The sequence below is a fragment of the Hydrogenophaga sp. FG152 genome, assembly GCF_057809615.1.
This window is the reverse complement of record NZ_JBMDKH010000001.1, coordinates 44,733-57,308: the sequence shown is the minus strand read 5'-3', so window position 1 is coordinate 57,308 and position 12,576 is coordinate 44,733. Positions and strand designations below refer to the sequence as shown.

Annotated in this window: 16 protein-coding genes; 10 read left to right on the top strand and 6 right to left on the bottom strand. The window is 69.0% G+C overall.

Features of this window, described 5'->3' with window-relative positions:
* Positions 1-112 precede the first annotated feature (112 nt).
* The 3 genes from ACODTB_RS00260 to ACODTB_RS00250 all read left to right on the top strand — a co-directional run bounded on the left by ACODTB_RS00260 (position 113) and on the right by ACODTB_RS00250 (position 1,259).
* Entirely contained in the window at positions 113-721 is a 609-nt protein-coding gene (locus ACODTB_RS00260; protein WP_291113442.1) for a thioredoxin fold domain-containing protein, read from the top strand.
* Between the two features lie 105 nt (positions 722-826).
* Entirely contained in the window at positions 827-967 is a 141-nt protein-coding gene (locus ACODTB_RS00255; RefSeq protein ID WP_291113440.1) for a hypothetical protein, read from the top strand.
* Positions 968-977: 10 nt separating this feature from the next.
* Positions 978-1,259, top strand: a complete 282-nt coding sequence (locus ACODTB_RS00250; RefSeq protein WP_291113438.1) for a DUF427 domain-containing protein — start codon at positions 978-980, stop codon at positions 1,257-1,259.
* A gap of 13 nt (positions 1,260-1,272) precedes the next feature.
* On the opposite strand, the gene ACODTB_RS00245 is transcribed toward ACODTB_RS00250, so the two are convergent.
* Together ACODTB_RS00245 and ylqF are read right to left on the bottom strand one after the other, a co-directional pair.
* Positions 1,273-1,869, bottom strand: coding sequence for an NAD(P)H-dependent oxidoreductase (locus ACODTB_RS00245; protein ID WP_291113436.1), 597 nt, complete (start codon positions 1,867-1,869; stop codon positions 1,273-1,275).
* 83 nt (positions 1,870-1,952) lie between these two features.
* A complete protein-coding gene (gene ylqF, locus ACODTB_RS00240; RefSeq protein ID WP_291113434.1) occupies positions 1,953-2,894 on the bottom strand; it encodes a ribosome biogenesis GTPase YlqF in 942 nt (313 codons plus the stop codon).
* A 132-nt stretch (positions 2,895-3,026) separates the two neighbouring features.
* Between ylqF and ACODTB_RS00235 the strand changes: the two genes are divergently transcribed.
* The gene (locus tag ACODTB_RS00235; RefSeq protein WP_291113432.1) at positions 3,027-3,497 is read left to right on the top strand and encodes an SRPBCC family protein; all 471 of its coding nucleotides are present in this window, start codon (positions 3,027-3,029) and stop codon (positions 3,495-3,497) included.
* 31 nt (positions 3,498-3,528) lie between these two features.
* Here the strand turns inward: ACODTB_RS00235 and ACODTB_RS00230 are convergent, their stop codons facing one another.
* Positions 3,529-4,122 (bottom strand): TetR/AcrR family transcriptional regulator, encoded by a 594-nt coding sequence (locus tag ACODTB_RS00230; RefSeq protein WP_291113430.1) that lies wholly within the window; start codon positions 4,120-4,122, stop codon positions 3,529-3,531.
* 91 nt (positions 4,123-4,213) lie between these two features.
* Between ACODTB_RS00230 and ACODTB_RS00225 the strand changes: the two genes are divergently transcribed.
* Positions 4,214-4,849 (top strand): NAD(P)H-dependent oxidoreductase, encoded by a 636-nt coding sequence (locus tag ACODTB_RS00225; RefSeq protein WP_291113428.1) that lies wholly within the window; start codon positions 4,214-4,216, stop codon positions 4,847-4,849.
* Here ACODTB_RS00225 and ACODTB_RS00220 read toward each other — a convergent pair.
* The 3 genes from ACODTB_RS00220 to ACODTB_RS00210 form a co-directional block, all read right to left on the bottom strand.
* Entirely contained in the window at positions 4,830-5,723 is an 894-nt protein-coding gene (locus ACODTB_RS00220; protein ID WP_488929031.1) for a dienelactone hydrolase family protein, read from the bottom strand. The two genes, ACODTB_RS00225 and ACODTB_RS00220, sit on opposite strands and share 20 nt — an antisense overlap.
* Before the next feature lie 92 nt (positions 5,724-5,815).
* Positions 5,816-7,375: a glutamate--cysteine ligase gene (gene gshA / locus ACODTB_RS00215; RefSeq protein WP_291113420.1), complete on the bottom strand. Its 1,560-nt coding sequence runs from the start codon at positions 7,373-7,375 to the stop codon at positions 5,816-5,818.
* A 33-nt stretch (positions 7,376-7,408) separates the two neighbouring features.
* Entirely contained in the window at positions 7,409-8,413 is a 1,005-nt protein-coding gene (locus tag ACODTB_RS00210) for a tRNA dihydrouridine synthase (protein ID WP_291113418.1), read from the bottom strand.
* Positions 8,414-8,773: 360 nt separating this feature from the next.
* Here ACODTB_RS00210 and ACODTB_RS00205 point away from each other — a divergent pair, with 360 nt between their 5' ends.
* From ACODTB_RS00205 to ACODTB_RS00185, 5 genes are read left to right on the top strand one after another with little or no spacing between them, the layout of a single operon-like run.
* A complete protein-coding gene (locus ACODTB_RS00205) occupies positions 8,774-9,385 on the top strand; it encodes an RluA family pseudouridine synthase (RefSeq protein ID WP_291113424.1) in 612 nt (203 codons plus the stop codon).
* A gap of 1 nt (position 9,386) precedes the next feature.
* A complete protein-coding gene (locus ACODTB_RS00200) occupies positions 9,387-10,166 on the top strand; it encodes an SDR family NAD(P)-dependent oxidoreductase (protein ID WP_291113415.1) in 780 nt (259 codons plus the stop codon).
* Between the two features lie 21 nt (positions 10,167-10,187).
* Positions 10,188-10,760, top strand: a complete 573-nt coding sequence (locus tag ACODTB_RS00195; RefSeq protein WP_291113411.1) for a histidine phosphatase family protein — start codon at positions 10,188-10,190, stop codon at positions 10,758-10,760.
* Positions 10,761-10,815: 55 nt separating this feature from the next.
* The gene (gene bktB / locus ACODTB_RS00190) at positions 10,816-12,006 is read left to right on the top strand and encodes a beta-ketothiolase BktB (RefSeq protein WP_291113409.1); all 1,191 of its coding nucleotides are present in this window, start codon (positions 10,816-10,818) and stop codon (positions 12,004-12,006) included.
* Positions 12,007-12,023: 17 nt separating this feature from the next.
* On the top strand, positions 12,024-12,569 hold the full coding sequence (locus tag ACODTB_RS00185) for a DUF4256 domain-containing protein (RefSeq protein ID WP_291113407.1): 546 nt from the start codon (positions 12,024-12,026) through the stop codon (positions 12,567-12,569).
* The last annotated feature ends 7 nt before the right edge of the window (positions 12,570-12,576 follow it).

Below are 12,576 nucleotides of genomic sequence, written 5' to 3'. Positions count from 1 at the left end.
GCAGCACATCCGCAAGCCGGGGTGCTGCGCCCTTTGCCATGGGCCCCGCGCTCACGGGGGTGCGCCTTCTCTGCGATGATGCGGCCCAGGAAAACCACCGATGCGATCCGCCATGAAACTCCGCCACCTCACCCTCCCCCTGATGGCCGCCCTGGCCCTTTCGCTGGCTGCCTGCTCCAAGGAAGAAACCACCGGCGCGCCGAGCGCCGCTGGCGCCCCCGCGGCCGACACCAGCCCCATCCCGCCGGCCCAGGCCTACGACGTGCTCGCCGCGCAAGGCAAGGGCTTCACCGCCGGCGCCCTGATGAGCGCCAACACGGTCTACGTGCTGTTCGACCCGCAGTGCCCGCACTGCGGCCACCTGTGGCAAGCGTCCGTGCCGCTGCAGAGCAAGGTGAAGTTCGTGTGGCTGCCCGTGGCCATCATGAACGCCAAGAGCGCGCCGCAAGGCGCGGCCATCATGACCGCCGCCAACCCGGTGGAAACCATGAACGCGCACGAGCAGCAGCTGCTCACCGGCCAGGGCGGCATGTCGGCCTCGGCCAGCATTCCGGACGAGGTGATGGCGAGCATCAAGGCCAACACCGCGCTGCTGGAGCGCCTGGGCGCCACCTCGGTGCCGTTCATGGTGGCCAAGCACCAGCGCACGGGTGCCGTGATCACGCAAAGCGGTGCCCTCGGCGTCGAGGCCCTGGCCAACTTCCTGGGCATGGGGCAGTAGTCCGCGAACGCGCTTTCCGGGCGCCCGTCAGGGGCTTGAAACGCGCATTTTGTCGCTTACCATCGGCGCATCTGCCGCGCATCGCGGTGTCAATTGGAGGTCCCCATGGGCAAGGAACAACGCAACGAAAAAATGGCCAAGAAACCCAAGAAGGACACCTCGGCGCCCAAGGGCCCCGTGTCCTCCGACCGGCCGGTGCCACCGGTCACGGCCGTGATGCCGCGCGGCAAAGAGAAGAACAAGTGAGCGCCGCCGCATGAAGGCGACGTGGAACGGCGTGACCATCGCCGAGAGCGACGACACCGTGGTCGTGGAAGGCAACCACTACTTCCCGCAGAGTTCGCTCAACCGCGACCACGTCACCTTCAGCAACCACCGCACCACCTGCGCGTGGAAGGGCCAGGCGAGCTACTACTCGCTGCTGGTCAACGGTGAGCTCAACACCGACGCCGCCTGGTACTACGCCGACCCCAAACCCGAGGCCGAAATGGTCAAGGGCCGCGTGGCGTTCTGGAAAGGCGTGAAGATCGAGGCCTGAGCACCGGCGTGCCTCAGGCCGCGTCGCGGCCGAGCCGGCGCAGCTTGGCCTGCCACCGGGCCACACCGGCCTCCCCCAGTTGCTCGACCGAGCCCACCAGTGTTTCGTGGACCGGTGCGAAGCCGATGAACCCCAGGATGTTGCGCTCCAGCGCCTTGAGGCTGTGCGCGCGGAAGTACCAGCGGTAGGCCAGTGCCGGCATGCCCATGGTCACCACCACACGGGCCGAACGGCCGCTCAGGGGCTTGCGGCCGAACTCCCTGGGTCCCTCGGGGCCGACCGCGAAACCCGGCCGCGCCACCTGCTCCAGCCAGGCCTTGAGCAGCGCCGGCATCTCGCCCAGCCAGAGCGGAAAGAACAGCACCACGTGCTGGGCCCAGAGGATGTGCTGCTGCGAAGCCTGCAGCGCCGGGGGCACACCGCCTTGCTTCCAGTCGTGCGCGCTGCGCAGCACGGGAAAGTCCAGCTCACCCACGGCCACGCGGCGCACCTCATGGCCGGCCGCGATCGCGCCTCCGGAGTAGGCCTCGACCAGCAGGTGGTTGAGGTGCCGGCCCGAGGTGTCGGGATGGCCTTCGATCAGCAGAATGCGGCGGGGAGAGGTGACCATGGCGGGCTCCTGAAAGGATGCAGCCCATGCTCGCACCGCGCGGGCGCGGGCGCCTTGACGCGGGTCAAGGCCCGCTCACCGGCTCAACGCCGGTCGGGCTTGCGGGGCTTGGCCGCGCGTTCCTTCTTGCGGCCCTGGCGCTCGGCATCCGCCTTCTGCCCGGCCTGCAGCCAGCGCACGAACTGCTCGGGCGTCTCCAGCGTGATGCGCCCGAGCGTGCCGCTGCGAAAGTCCGCGATCACCAGCTCGGCCGCCTTCTGCCAGTTCACCGCGCCGCCGCCCGCCAGCGCGCCGCGCTTGCGGCCTATCGCCTCCATGAGCTCTTCGTCCGGCAGGGCCGCGATGGCCTCGGGCGCGAGGCCCAGCTTGTAGCGCGCCTCCAGCAGGGGTGCGTAAGACAGCTTGAGCTTGTTGAGCAGCTCCAGCGCCACCTCCTGGTCGTCGTAGGCGTTGCGGCCTACCGCGCCGCTGGCGGCGAGGTTGAAACCGCTTTCAGGCACCACGATGCGCGGCCAGAGCATGCCGGGCGTGTCGAACAGGTAGAAGTCGTCGGCCAGGGCGATGCGCTGCTCGGTGCGGGTGATGCCCGCCTCGTCACCGGTCTTGGCCGCGCGCTTGCCCATGAAGGTGTTGATCAGCGTGGACTTGCCCACGTTGGGAATGCCGCAGATCAGCACCCGCATGGGCTTGACCATGCCGCCCCGGTTGGGCGCCAGCTCGTGGCAGGACGCGATGATGGCGCGCGCCGGTGCCGTCACGCTGGCGTCCAGCGGGATCGCGCGCGTGTTCGGCTGGGCGTTGTAGTGCGCCAGCCAGAGCGCGGTGCGCTCGGGATCGGCCATGTCCTGCTTGTTGACCACCTTGAGCGTGGGCTTGGCCGAGGTGAGTTCGGCCAGCAGCGGGTTGGCACTGGAGCCGGGCAGTCGGGCATCGAGCATCTCAATGACGACGTCGATGTCCTTCACGCGCTCGGTGATGGCCTTGCGCGTGAGGTGCATGTGCCCGGGAAACCACTGGATGCTCATCGGGGGAATCTCTCTGGGGGAAACGGAGGTTGCGGGGCGGGTGCAGGGATTGTGCCTTGGTGTAACTCCCGGGGTCGCGCGCCTGGGCCGTCCCTACAATCGGCCTCAATCCAACACCCGCAGAGGCGCCTCATGAGCATCACCGTCAAGATCGATCTGGGCTACGAGTTCGACGTCAAGGCCAAGGCGGCCGAGGTGTTTGAAGTGCTCTCCAATGTGCCCGAGTCGGTCAGCCATTTCCCGAAGGTGGAGAAGCTCACCGACCTGGGCGGCGGTGTCTACCAGTGGGAAATGGAAAAGGTCGGCACCGCGCAGGTGAACATCCAGACCGTGTACGCCAGCAAATACGTGAGCGACCAGGCGCGCGGCACCGTGAAATGGACCCCGGTCAAGGGCGTGGGCAACGCCCTGGTGGGCGGCAACTGGAAGATCGTGGACAACAAGAAGTCCACCGGACTGACCCTGGCCATCCAGGGCGAGATCGAGGTGCCTCTGCCCGGCCTGATGAAGATGGTGGTGGCCCCCGTGGTCGAGGGCGAGTTCGAGAAGCTGGTCGAAAAGTACATCGCCAACCTCATCAAGCGCTTCGGCGGCGAGGCCTGAATCGCCCCTTGCCGCCTTCCGTGAGCGCGTTTCAAGTCCTGCGCGCGATCCGCACGATGGCGTCGTAGATCTCGTGCTCGGCATCCGCCAGGTCGAGTTCGCCCGCGGCCGCCGCGAACGACACGGCCTGCGCCGTGCCCAGCATGGCGCGCATGCCCGCCGGCCCGATGGGCTGCTTCGCGAACGGCTGCAGCGCGGCCTGGCACTTCGCCTGGAACGCGGCCTCCAGCTTCTTCTTCAGCGCGTCGAGTTCGGGTGAGCCCGCCAGCGCCGCGCTGACGCCGGGCATCTCGCGGCCCATCGCCATGACGCAGTTGAGATAGGTCGTCGCGATCACCTTCGCCACGGCCGGCAGCGACTTGCCCGAGGCCTGCAGGGCCTCGTCCATCAAGGCGTGCTGCCGGTTGTCGTATTCCTCGTAGAGCGCGCTGAGCAGGCCGGTGCGCGTGCCGAAATGGTCGTACACCACGGGCTTCGTCACCCCCGCGCGCTCGGCCAGATAGCCCAGCGTGAGCGCATCGGTGCCTTCGCCGCGCACGATGGACCACGCAACCTCCATGAGCTGGCGGTTGCGGTCTTCCTTGGACAGGCGCTTCTTCGGCGCAGCTGGATCAGCAGGGTTCATCAGATGGCTTGACATTGTTAACCTACCAAAGGTAACCTACAGACAGTAGATTACCAAAGGTAGTTTACACCCAAACCCCCAAGGAACCACCATGCACGCCCTCATCGTCGTCAGCCATCCCGATGCCCAGTCCCTCACACACGCCGTCGCGCGCTCGTTTGCCGAGGGCATTGCGGCCTCGGGCGAACACACCACCGACTTCGCCGACCTCGCTGCGGAAGGCTTCGACCCAGCCTTCAACCAGGCCGACCGCAGCGCCTACTTTCTCCAGAAGCCCTTGCCGTCGGACGTCCTGCGCGAGCAGGCGCGCATCGACCGCGCCGACGCGCTCGTGCTGGTCTATCCCGTCTATTGGTGGTCGTTCCCCGGCCAGCTCAAAGGCTGGATCGACCGCGTGTTCGCCAATGGCTGGGCCTACGACGAGGCGCCCGACGGCACGCTGGGCAAGCGGCTGGGCCGCCTCGCGGTGCACCTCATCGGCATCGGTGGCGCGGACGGCGGCACCTATGCGCGGCACGGTTACGACAAGGCGATGCGCACCCAGATCGACCACGGCATCTTCGATTTCTGCGGCGCTCGGGTCGTCGCCTCGGAGTTCCTGCTCGATGTGAATGGGCAGGCAGCTGCGTCCCATGTGCTCACGGCGCGGGCCCTGGGCGGGAACGCGTTCGCGCAAAGCGCCACGTCGGCCGGTGGCGAACGGCTGATCACACCAGGTGCTGCCTGAAGAACGCCAGCGTGCGGTCCCACGAGAGTTTGGCCGCGGCGGCGTCGAAACGCGGCGTGGTGTCGTTGTTGAAGCCGTGCTGGGTGCCCGGGTACTGGTGCGCGGTGTAGCGCACGCCCGCCGCCTTGAGCGCGGCCTCGTAGGCCGGCCAGGCCGCGTTGATGCGCTCGTCCACCCCCGCGAAATGGATCAGCAGCGGCGCCTTCACCTTGGCCGCGGCCTCCACCGGCGGGTGGTTGCCGTAGTAGGGCACGGCCGCCGCCAGGTCGGGCAGCTCGGTGGCCAGCGTGTGGGCCACGCCCCCGCCATAACAGAACCCCACCACGCCGATGCGCCCGTTGCCATCCGGCCGGGCCTTGAGCGTGGCGGCCGAGGCCAGGAAGTCCTGCTTCGTCTTGGCCTGGTCGAGCTGGGCGAACAGCGCGCGCGCCTTGTCCTCGTCGCCCGGATAGCCGCCCAGCGGCGTGAGCGCATCGGGCGCGAACGCCAGGTAACCGTCGAGCGCCAGGCGGCGGGCGATGTCTTCGATGTGGGGGTTCAGGCCCCGGTTCTCGTGCACCACCAGCACAGCCGGCAGGCGCCCGCCAGCGGGGGGCGCCACCGGCTTGGCCACATAGGCCTTGATGGTGCCGTAACCCATCGGCGAAGGCACGCTCACCGTCTCGGTCTTGATGCGGGGGTCGTTCGCCGGCACCACCTGGGCCGCGGCGAAGTTCGGGCTGAGCGCGGCCAGCAGGCCCGCCGCCGTCATGCCGCCCACCGCGAACTTGGACGCGCGGTCCAGGAAGGCGCGGCGGTCGATGTCGCCATGCACGTAGGCGTCAAACAGGATCAGCAGTTCCTGATCGAAGTCGGCGGCGGTCAGACGGGTCATGGGCGATCTCCGGCAAAAAGATCGCAGGATAGGTCCCCCCGGGGCGGGGCGGGCCATTGCCCATCCGGTCAGGCGGGCTTTGCCGCCCTGCCTCAGGCCGCCAGCGACGCGGTCTGCACCTGCGGACGGCCCAGCCGCGCCGGCGAGATGTATTCCTGCCGGTAAATCTCGAACGGCATGGAGTCGGCCGCTTCGATGGCGCGCTGGTCTTCCACCGACTTCGCGGCCATCGCTTCGTACTTCGCCTGCAGCTTGCCGGCCCAGGGCAGGCCCGCCAGATGCTGGTGCGTCACGCGCGACTGGGCACGCGCGAAGGCGACGAAGGAATCGCCATGGTGCTTGTGCATGGCCTGCAGCACGCGGGCCGAGGGCAGCTTGTCGGGGTCCTGCAGATGGCCTTGCGCCAGGGCGACGGCCAGGGCGTGCTCGTTGCCGCCATGGGCTTCGTCCAGCAGCGCGGCGATCGGGACGAGCTGCTCCAGCAGCTCGGCGCCCCACTGCATCAGCGGCACGCTCTGCCCGTTGCGCATCAGGGTCAGGCCGGGCTCGCGGCCGCGCGCGGCGGTCAGGTGCTGGTTGTGCGCGAGCTCGCGGATTTCGGCCGGCGTGTCGGGCGGGCTGTCCGACAGCAGGCAGTGCAGCAGGAACACGTCGAGGAAACGCAGCGTGGGCGCGCCGATGCCGATGGGTTCGAAGGGATTGAGGTCCATCAGCCGGACCTCGATGTACTCCACGCCGCGCTCGCGCAGGGCGTGCAGCGGGCGCTCGCCAGGCCGGATCACGCGCTTGGGGCGGATGGTGCCGTAGAACTCGTTCTCGATCTGCAGCAGCGTGGTGGCGAGCTGGTTGTAGTCGCCGCCCGGGTTGCGGATGCCCACCGCCTCGTACGCGGGCCAGGGGCGCGTGAGCGCGTCGTGCAGCGAGGCCGCGTAGCCTTCGAGGCCGTTGTAGCTCACCGCCAGCGTGGCCTGGGCCTCGCTCTGGTAACCCAGGCGGCCCATGCGCAGCGAGGTGCCGTGCGGCATGTACAGCGTGCCGGTGTCACCCAGTTTCTGCAACTCGTGCTGGCGGCCTTCGACGAAGGTGGAGCACAGCGCGGGCGAGGCGCCGAACAGCGTGAGCAGCAGGAAGGCGTGGCGGCGGAAGTTGCGGATCAGCGCGAAGTAGCCGTCGTTGTCCACGCCCGGCAGCGACCAGTTGTAGTGGATGCCCGAGATGGTCTGCATGCGCCGGCCATAGCGGTGCGCCAGGCCCATGCGGTAGACACTCTTGGCGCGGCCCACGTTGGACGAGCCGTAGCGGCCGATGGGAATGGTTTCGTCGGGCGGCAGGCCGCAGGGCATGCTCGACGCCCACATCATCTCGTCGCCCTGGGCGCGCAGGCTGCGCACGGTGTACTGGTGGACCTCGGTCAGCTCGGCCAGGCAGGCCTCGACGCTGTCGTGCACGCCGGTGATGAGCTCGAGCTGGGACTCGCTGTAGTCGGTGGTGATGTGGGGGTGCGTGAGCGCACTGCCCAGCGCGGCCGGGTGCGGCGTGAGCGCCAGTTTGCCGTCGGGCTGGGCGCGCAGGCTTTCCTTTTCAATGCCGCGACGCATGCCGCGCAGACGGTCTCCAGGGAGGGCGGCCAGCCGTTGTTCGAGAGAGGTCATACAGGCGTCGTGGTTCGGGTCCGGGGCCGGAAGTTAACACGCCGGCGCCATTTCTGCTGGCAGCGCCCGGATCGACTCTGTGGTAAGGATGTCCGGTCCCTGGGCCCGACGCAGCCAGGCTTCGATGTCGTCGGGCTCGTTCACCAGGCGCAGTTCGTCGAACGCGGCCTGGGCCTCGGGGTAGCGTTTGCGCAGGTAGTTGAGCCATTGTTTGAGCCGCCCGGAGCGGTGGCGGCGCTCCACGCGGGCGCTCACCTGTCGCCAGAAGATCTCGAACAGAGGGGGCAGGACCGACCAGGGCACACCGCCCAGGCCTTTGATCGCCAGGGCCAGGCCGGGGTCGGTCACCATGCCGCGGCCGATCATGAGGTGTTCGCAGCCGGTCACCTCGCGGCAGCGCGCGGCGTCGGCCACGGTCCAGATTTCGCCGTTGGCGATCACCGGCAGGCGCCGATGGGCCGGAGGCAGCGAGGCGCGCACCTCGGCCAGCCGGTCCCAGTAGGCGGGGGGCCGGTAGCCGTGGGCCTTGGTGCGGGCGTGGATCACGAGTTCGTCCGCCCCGGCCTCGGCGATGGCGTGGGCGCAATCTTCGGCGCGTTCGTCGTCGTTGTAACCCAGCCGCATCTTGGCGGAGACGGGCATGTGGGCCGGCACGGCACGGCGCACGGCCGCCACGATGCGCCCGACCAGCTCGGGTTCGTCGAGCAGGACGGCACCGCCCCGGCTCTGGTTGACGGTCTTGGCGGGGCAGCCGAAGTTCAGGTCGATGCCGTGCGGGCCCAGGCCGGCCAGGCGCTCGGCGTTTTCCGCGAGCAGGGTCGGGTCGGAGCCCAGCAGCTGGGCACGCACGGGCACGCCGGCACGGGTGCGGCCGCCATGGAGCAGCTCGGGCACCACGCGGATGAAGGCACGCTCGGGCAGCACGGTGTTCGTTACGCGGATGAATTCGCTCACGCAGCGGTCGATCCCGCCCGTGCGCGTGAGCACATCGCGCAGGGTGGCGTCGAGCAATCCTTCCATGGGGGCCAGCAGCAGCATGCTGCGTATTGTCCTTTGCCTGGAGAATGTCTGGATGTCTTGCGTTTTTTCTCCGGCTGGCCCGGCCCTTGGTGATCGGGGGGGCCGGCTCCGCTCATGTCCCCCGAACCGGCTTCGCCGGTTCTCCTCCTTCACTTCGCTGCGCCGGCCCCCCCGATCACCAAGGGCCTCATGGGTCAGCGAGACACTGCACGCCCACATTCCTTCTGGCGCGTGGGCGCCCGGCGCTCTGCGCAGCGGGGTAAAGGGGGAGGCGGCACCAGCCGCCGGAGGACACCCGCGGAGCAGAGTGCCGGGCGCCCATGCGCCCGCGAGGTGCGCCGAGTGAGCCAGCTAAAGGTCATCCACGAAGACGACGAGATGATCGTCCTAGACAAACCCGCAGGCCTGCTCGCCGTCCCCGGAAGAGGCCCCGACAAGCAGGACTGCCTGAGCGCCAGAGCCCAGGCGAGATGGCCCGACGCCCTCGTGGTCCACCGGCTCGACATGGCCACCTCCGGCCTCGTCGTCATGGCCAGAGGCATCGAAGCCCAACGCCGGCTCAGCCGCGCCTTTGAACAAAGGGAAGTCCACAAACGCTACACCGCCATCGTCGCCGGCACCCTGCACAACCCCCAACCCGACAACGGCTGGAACACCGTCGACCTGTCCCTCACCATCGACTGGCCCAACCGGCCCCGCAGCATCGTCAGCGCCGAACTCGGCAAACCCAGCGTCACCCGCTGGCGCCTCGCCGGCGCACCCACAGACGACGACACCACCCGGCTCGAACTCGAACCCGTCACCGGCCGCACCCACCAACTGCGCGTGCACCTGCAAGCCATCGGCCACCCCATACTCGGCGACATGCTGTACGCCACCCCCGAGCAACAGACCCGCGCCCCGCGCCTGCTGCTGCACGCCCACCAACTCTCGTTGCCCCATCCGCAGCACGGCGACACCGTGCACTTCCACAGCCCCTGCCCCTTCTGACATGACCACCACCCCACTCCAACTCACCATCCTCACCGGCGGCTCGCGCGGCATGGGCCTGGCCATGGCCCTGCAGTCGCTGCGGCCCAACGGCCACCTGCTCTGCATCTCACGCCACATCAACACCCAACTCGCCGACGAAGCCCAGCGGCTCGACGCCACCCTCACGCAATGGGCGCAAGACCTCGCCGACACCACCGGCGCCGCGCAGCGCCTGGAGAACTGGTTGAATGAGCAAGCCGCCCAGGGCTTCGCCGGCGCCACCCTGATCAACAACGCCGGCGTGATCCCGCGCATCGGCCCCATCGACGACTGCCCGCCCGACGACCTCGCCAACGCGCTGCGCGTCGGCCTGGAGGCGCCCATGCAGCTCACCGCCGCCTTCCTGCGCGCCACCGGCGCCTGGGTGGACGCCGGCTGGCGCGGCCCGCGCAAGGTGCTCAACATTTCCTCGGGCCTGGGCCGGCGCGCCATGGCGGCCCAGGCGCCCTACTGCGCCGCCAAGGCCGGCATGGACCACTTCACCCGCTGCAGCGCGCTCGACGAAGCGCAGCGCCCACATGGCGCGCGGCTGGTGTCGCTGGCCCCGGGCGTGATCGACACCGACATGCAGTCGCAACTGCGCTCGGGCGACCCGGCCGCGTTCCCCGACGTCGGGCGTTTCAAGGACCTGAAGAGCCAGGGCCAGCTCAGCACCCCGCAAGACGCCGCCGCGAGCGTGCTGGCCTGGCTGGACCGACCCGACTTCGGCAGCAACCCCGTGGCCGACGTGCGCGATTGACTGACAGCGACGGGAGACCCCATGCAACGACGCCACTTCGCCCAGGCCACCGCCCTCGCCCTCACCACCCTGCCCACCCTCGCCTTCACGCAAGACAAGGGCTTCTGGACCCTGCTGCGCGAAGGCGGCTGCGTGCTGCTGATGCGCCACGCGCAGACAACGCCCGGCGTGGGCGACCCGCCGAACTTCACGCTCGGCGACTGCAGCACCCAGCGCAACCTGAGCGAGGCCGGGCGAAAACAGGCGCGCAAGGTGCACGCGGCCTTTCTGCGCGAGCGCATCAAGATCCACCAGGTTCGCTCCAGCGCCTGGTGCCGCTGCGTGGACACCGCCATGCTGGCGTTCAAAGAGAACACGGTCTGGGCGCCGCTCAACTCGTTCTTCGGCACCGACGAGCGCGAGATGAGCACCCGCGACGTGCTGGATGCCGTGCAGGGCTGGCAGGCGCCGCGCAACCAGGTGCTGGTGACGCACCAGGTCAACATCACCGCCCTCACCGGCCAGAACCCCGCGATGGGCGAGATCCTGCTCACCCGGCCAGGCAAGGACGGCAGCGGCACGCAGCTGCGCGAGGTGGCGCGGCAGATGTTCTGAGCGGCCCTGGCGCGCTACGATGGAAAGCGATTCCCTTCACTCCCCGGAGACCCCCATGAGCAACCAGCGAGAAGTTTTTGTCGTCAGCGCCGTGCGCACCGCCATCGGCACCTTTGGCGGCAGCCTGAAAGACCAGCCCCCCACCGAACTCGGCGCGCTCGTCGTGCGCGAGTCGCTCGCGCGCTCGGGCGTCGAGGGCAAGGACGTGGGCCACGTGGTGTTCGGCCACGTGGTCAACACCGAGCCGAAAGACATGTACCTCTCGCGCGTCGCGGCCATCCAGGGCGGCTGCGCCGAAGGCACGCCCGCCTTCAACGTCAACCGCCTCTGCGGCTCGGGCCTGCAGGCCATCGTCTCGGCCGCGCAGGGCATCCTGCTGGGCGACACCGACGTGGCCATCGGCGCCGGTGCCGAGTGCATGAGCCGCGCGCCGTTCGCCAGCCTGAACATGCGCTGGGGCGCCCGCATGGGCGACACCAAGATGGTGGACATGATGGTCGGCGCCCTGCACGACCCCTTCCACACCATCCACATGGGCGTGACGGCCGAGAACATCGCGGCCAAGTGGGGCATCACGCGCGAGGACCAGGACAGGCTCGCCGTGGAAAGCCACAACCGCGCGCAGCGCGCCACCGAAGCCGGCCTCTTCAAGGACCAGATCGTGCCCGTGATGCTCAAGAGCAAGAAGGGCGACGTGGCCTACGCCACCGACGAGCACTTCCGCGCCAACGCCACCATGGACGACCTGGCCAAGCTCAAGCCCGTGTTCCTGAAGGAGAACGGCACCGTGACCGCCGGCAACGCCTCGGGCATCAACGACGCGGCGGCGGCCGTGGTGCTGATGGATGGCAGCGCGGTCAAGGCGCGCGGTGCGAAGCCGCTGGCCCGCCTGGTGGCGTATGCGCACGCGGGGGTGGACCCGAAGTACATGGGCATCGGCCCGGTGCCGGCCACGAAGCTGGCGCTGCAGAAGGCCGGCCTCACGGTGAAGGACCTGGACGTGATCGAGGCCAACGAAGCCTTCGCCGCGCAGGCCTGCGCCGTCACGCGCGACCTCGGCCTGGACCCGGCCAAGGTCAACCCCAACGGCTCGGGCATTTCGCTGGGCCACCCCATCGGCGCCACGGGCGCGCTGATCACGGTGAAGGCCATCCACGAACTGCAGCGCATCCAGGGCCGCTACGCACTGGTGACGATGTGCATCGGCGGCGGCCAGGGCATCGCCGCGATCTTCGAGCGGACCTGAATCCGAAAGGGCGCGCCATGAAGGCAGAACAACGCGACGAACTCCTGCGCACCTTGCAGCAGCGGTTCGACAAGCACATGAAGCGGCACGCCAAGGCCGACTGGGCCGGCGTGTTGGCCCGCCTTCAGGCCAGCCCGGACAAGCTGAAGGCGCTTGTCGAGATGGAGCGCACGGGTGGTGAACCCGACGTCATCGGTGGCCCGGACGACCAGGGCGCCTACCTGTTCTGCGACTGCGCGGCCGAAAGCCCGTCGGGACGCCGAAGTCTGTGCTTCGACGGCGAAGCCCTGGCCGCGAGAAAAGAGAACAAGCCCGCAGGCAGCGCCGCCGACATGGCCTCGGCCATGGGGGTGTCGCTGCTGACGGAGGCGCAATACCGCCACCTGCAGGCGTTCGGCGAGTTCGACCTGAAAACATCGAGCTGGGTGGCCACGCCGCCCGAGATCCGCAAGCTGGGCGGCGCCCTTTTCTGCGACCGCCGCTACGGCCAGGTTTTCGTGTACCACAACGGCGTGCAGTCGTACTACGCCGCGCGGGGATTCCGGGGCTGGGTGAGCGTCTGACGCGCCC

What these genes read in the sequence shown, in the direction of transcription:
- bktB (WP_291113409.1), top strand. Translation starts at nt 10,816, where the DNA reads ATGAGCAACCAGCGAGAAGTTTTTGTCGTCAGCGCCGTGCGCACCGCC.
- ACODTB_RS00220 (WP_488929031.1), bottom strand. Translation starts at nt 5,723, where the DNA reads ATGACCCGTCTGACCGCCGCCGACTTCGATCAGGAACTGCTGATCCTG.
- ylqF (WP_291113434.1), bottom strand. Translation starts at nt 2,894, where the DNA reads ATGAGCATCCAGTGGTTTCCCGGGCACATGCACCTCACGCGCAAGGCC.
- ACODTB_RS00260 (WP_291113442.1), top strand. Translation starts at nt 113, where the DNA reads ATGAAACTCCGCCACCTCACCCTCCCCCTGATGGCCGCCCTGGCCCTT.
- ACODTB_RS00245 (WP_291113436.1), bottom strand. Translation starts at nt 1,869, where the DNA reads ATGGTCACCTCTCCCCGCCGCATTCTGCTGATCGAAGGCCATCCCGAC.
- ACODTB_RS00225 (WP_291113428.1), top strand. Translation starts at nt 4,214, where the DNA reads ATGCACGCCCTCATCGTCGTCAGCCATCCCGATGCCCAGTCCCTCACA.
- ACODTB_RS00205 (WP_291113424.1), top strand. Translation starts at nt 8,774, where the DNA reads ATGATCGTCCTAGACAAACCCGCAGGCCTGCTCGCCGTCCCCGGAAGA.
- ACODTB_RS00195 (WP_291113411.1), top strand. Translation starts at nt 10,188, where the DNA reads ATGCAACGACGCCACTTCGCCCAGGCCACCGCCCTCGCCCTCACCACC.
- ACODTB_RS00210 (WP_291113418.1), bottom strand. Translation starts at nt 8,413, where the DNA reads ATGCTGCTGCTGGCCCCCATGGAAGGATTGCTCGACGCCACCCTGCGC.
- ACODTB_RS00200 (WP_291113415.1), top strand. Translation starts at nt 9,387, where the DNA reads ATGACCACCACCCCACTCCAACTCACCATCCTCACCGGCGGCTCGCGC.
- ACODTB_RS00250 (WP_291113438.1), top strand. Translation starts at nt 978, where the DNA reads ATGAAGGCGACGTGGAACGGCGTGACCATCGCCGAGAGCGACGACACC.
- ACODTB_RS00255 (WP_291113440.1), top strand. Translation starts at nt 827, where the DNA reads ATGGGCAAGGAACAACGCAACGAAAAAATGGCCAAGAAACCCAAGAAG.
- ACODTB_RS00230 (WP_291113430.1), bottom strand. Translation starts at nt 4,122, where the DNA reads ATGAACCCTGCTGATCCAGCTGCGCCGAAGAAGCGCCTGTCCAAGGAA.
- gshA (WP_291113420.1), bottom strand. Translation starts at nt 7,375, where the DNA reads ATGACCTCTCTCGAACAACGGCTGGCCGCCCTCCCTGGAGACCGTCTG.
- ACODTB_RS00235 (WP_291113432.1), top strand. Translation starts at nt 3,027, where the DNA reads ATGAGCATCACCGTCAAGATCGATCTGGGCTACGAGTTCGACGTCAAG.
- ACODTB_RS00185 (WP_291113407.1), top strand. Translation starts at nt 12,024, where the DNA reads ATGAAGGCAGAACAACGCGACGAACTCCTGCGCACCTTGCAGCAGCGG.